Source organism: Streptomyces sodiiphilus (assembly GCF_039529215.1).
GTDB classification, from domain to species: Bacteria; Actinomycetota; Actinomycetes; order Streptomycetales; family Streptomycetaceae; genus Streptomyces; species Streptomyces sodiiphilus.
On sequence record NZ_BAAAMJ010000019.1, the window covers coordinates 1 to 1,995 of the forward strand.

Genomic DNA, 1,995 nt, shown 5'->3' on the forward strand with positions numbered 1-1,995 from the left:
GATCTCAACGCCTGGGTGCGGCTGCTGGCCCTGCACGACATCGAGGGCCTGGCCGACGCCGAGCCCAAGCCCATGCGCTTCCGCCTCTACCACCTGCCCGCCCGCCTCGCCGACCACGCCCGACGCCGATGGCTGCGCATCGACGCGACCTGGCCCTGGGCACAAGCGTTCACCACCAAGACCCGCACCTCCGAGCGCCGCATCGCCCTTCCCACCCGCTGCGTCCACTCGCTGAAGCTCCACCACGAACAGCAGCAGCGCGAGCGTGCGGCCGCAGGCACCACGTGAAGCACAACGGGCACGTGTTCACCACAGCGCAGGGCCGACCGGTCGACCCGACCAACCCCACCCGCGCCTTCACCTCGCTCCTCCGCAAGGCCGGCCTCCGCCGCATCCGCTTCCACGACCTCAGGCACTCCACCGCCACCCTGCTCCTAGAACAGGGGGTCGAACTCGTCGCGATCAAGGAACTCCTCGGCCACGCCCACATCGGCGTCACCGCCACCGTCTACGCCCACGACTCCGCCTCCAGCGCGACGCCATCGACACCCTCAGCACCGCACTCGGCAGCCCGGAGAGCAGCCATACGGCCCGGGACGGAGGCGATGAACCGCGACCCTCCGCGGCCCCCGTCCGCTGACGTTGCCGTCAACTACTGCCGTCACCCATAGGAAGAGCCCCGTCGGACAGGCCACCGACGGGGCTCAAGTTTGCACATGCTCAGCATGAGCGTGCATAGGTGATGCATACTAAACACATGGAGGAACTGCTCAATATCACCAGCGAGAGTCTGAGTAGGTTTTTGACGCGCTGGTACGGCAACCCAGACCTGCCCATTTCTGCGAACCCAGAAGCAGCTGAAATGCCAACTCCCCTGAGAGTTTGGCATGAAATCGCCTCACAATGGTCCACGCCCGTTACCACACTCAACCGTCCTCTTAGCCCGAGTGAACTGGAGATTGAGGACGGGAAGCTGGTCTTCTGGGTAGAGAATCAAGGATGCTGGACGTGGTCGACGAATATCGACGGTGACGATCCAATCGTATTCGATCGCCAGCCAGGCTCAGAGCCCGAACCTTGGGCACCTACGGGTGAAACCCTTTCACAATTTCTCCTCCATGCGACGGTGTTCGAAGCGATCGTCGGAGCACCCTGCCAGATGTACGTCGAGAACATCACCGAAGAAGTCCTCTCTCGAATTGACTCCGGCCTCCACCCACTCCCGCTACCACACTGGCGTTGGCCCTCCGCGGACGTCAGAATCCTCGTGGGAACCAACATGCTCGCCCAAGTATCCGACAGCATGACGAGCGATCCGAACGACACGACCCGCCGGTTCGACGTATCCGTTGCAGCGCCCTCTTCAGACGCTCTCGCGCCACTTTCCAGCATCGCTGGCGTTCCCTGGAAGAGCTACACGCCAGTCGAACCGCAGGAGTCCAGCTGGGACGACCTCCCAGACTTCCTGCGATAGATCAACTTTCAGTCAAATTGAACAGCACAGAAGATTGGCCCGGCCTGTACAAGACGCAGGCCGGGCCAATCTCTATCTAGGCTCTTCAGTTCGCATTACCGGTGAACGGCCCGTATTTCCGACCGTTTGAATTCACCCACAACTGCGCCCCCTCTGGGAGCATGCCTTCGATCCTTGCCGCGCAACCATCTCGCCCGGGACACATTCCAAACTTGTTGTCAATATAGAGCACTGACTTTCGGATGCCTGGGTTCATCCTCAGGAACGCGGCAGCGTGTGTCTCGGCGTGGTCGAAATTCTACTTAGTTCGACCAGGGAGATTGGCGAGCATGTGCGACTGACCACCCGGTCCGCTCGACAGGGGAAGCTGATCGACCCCTACATCAAGAACCCCTACCGTCCTCCGGTCGAAATCCTTCGGCAGTTCATCAACTGCTTTAGTAACAGGGTTGCAGTTGTGGGCGAGGACTGGTGTGGTCCCGGCCAGTACATAGTAGGTGTGGTGGTTGGTGGTGGTGAGG

Annotated in this window: 2 protein-coding genes and 2 pseudogenes; 3 read left to right on the forward strand and 1 reads right to left on the reverse strand. The window is 61.5% G+C overall.

All coding sequences use genetic code 11. The annotated features are described in order from the left end of the window. Both ABD299_RS11125 and ABD299_RS11130 read left to right on the forward strand, forming a co-directional pair. Nucleotides 1–640: pseudogene (locus ABD299_RS11125) on the forward strand (tyrosine-type recombinase/integrase); the annotation flags it as partial. Nucleotides 641–757: 117 nt separating this feature from the next. Further along, nucleotides 758–1,474 (forward strand): hypothetical protein, encoded by a 717-nt coding sequence (locus ABD299_RS11130; RefSeq protein ID WP_344261034.1) that lies wholly within the window; start codon nucleotides 758–760, stop codon nucleotides 1,472–1,474. A gap of 85 nt (nucleotides 1,475–1,559) precedes the next feature. Here the strand turns inward: ABD299_RS11130 and ABD299_RS11135 are convergent. Then, a pseudogene (locus ABD299_RS11135) lies at nucleotides 1,560–1,754 on the reverse strand (DddA-like double-stranded DNA deaminase toxin); the annotation flags it as partial. Nucleotides 1,755–1,805: 51 nt separating this feature from the next. On the opposite strand from ABD299_RS11135, the gene ABD299_RS11140 reads away from it, so the two are divergent. After that, nucleotides 1,806–1,995: hypothetical protein (locus tag ABD299_RS11140; protein WP_344261036.1), on the forward strand; the 190-nt coding region annotated here is incomplete at its 3' end.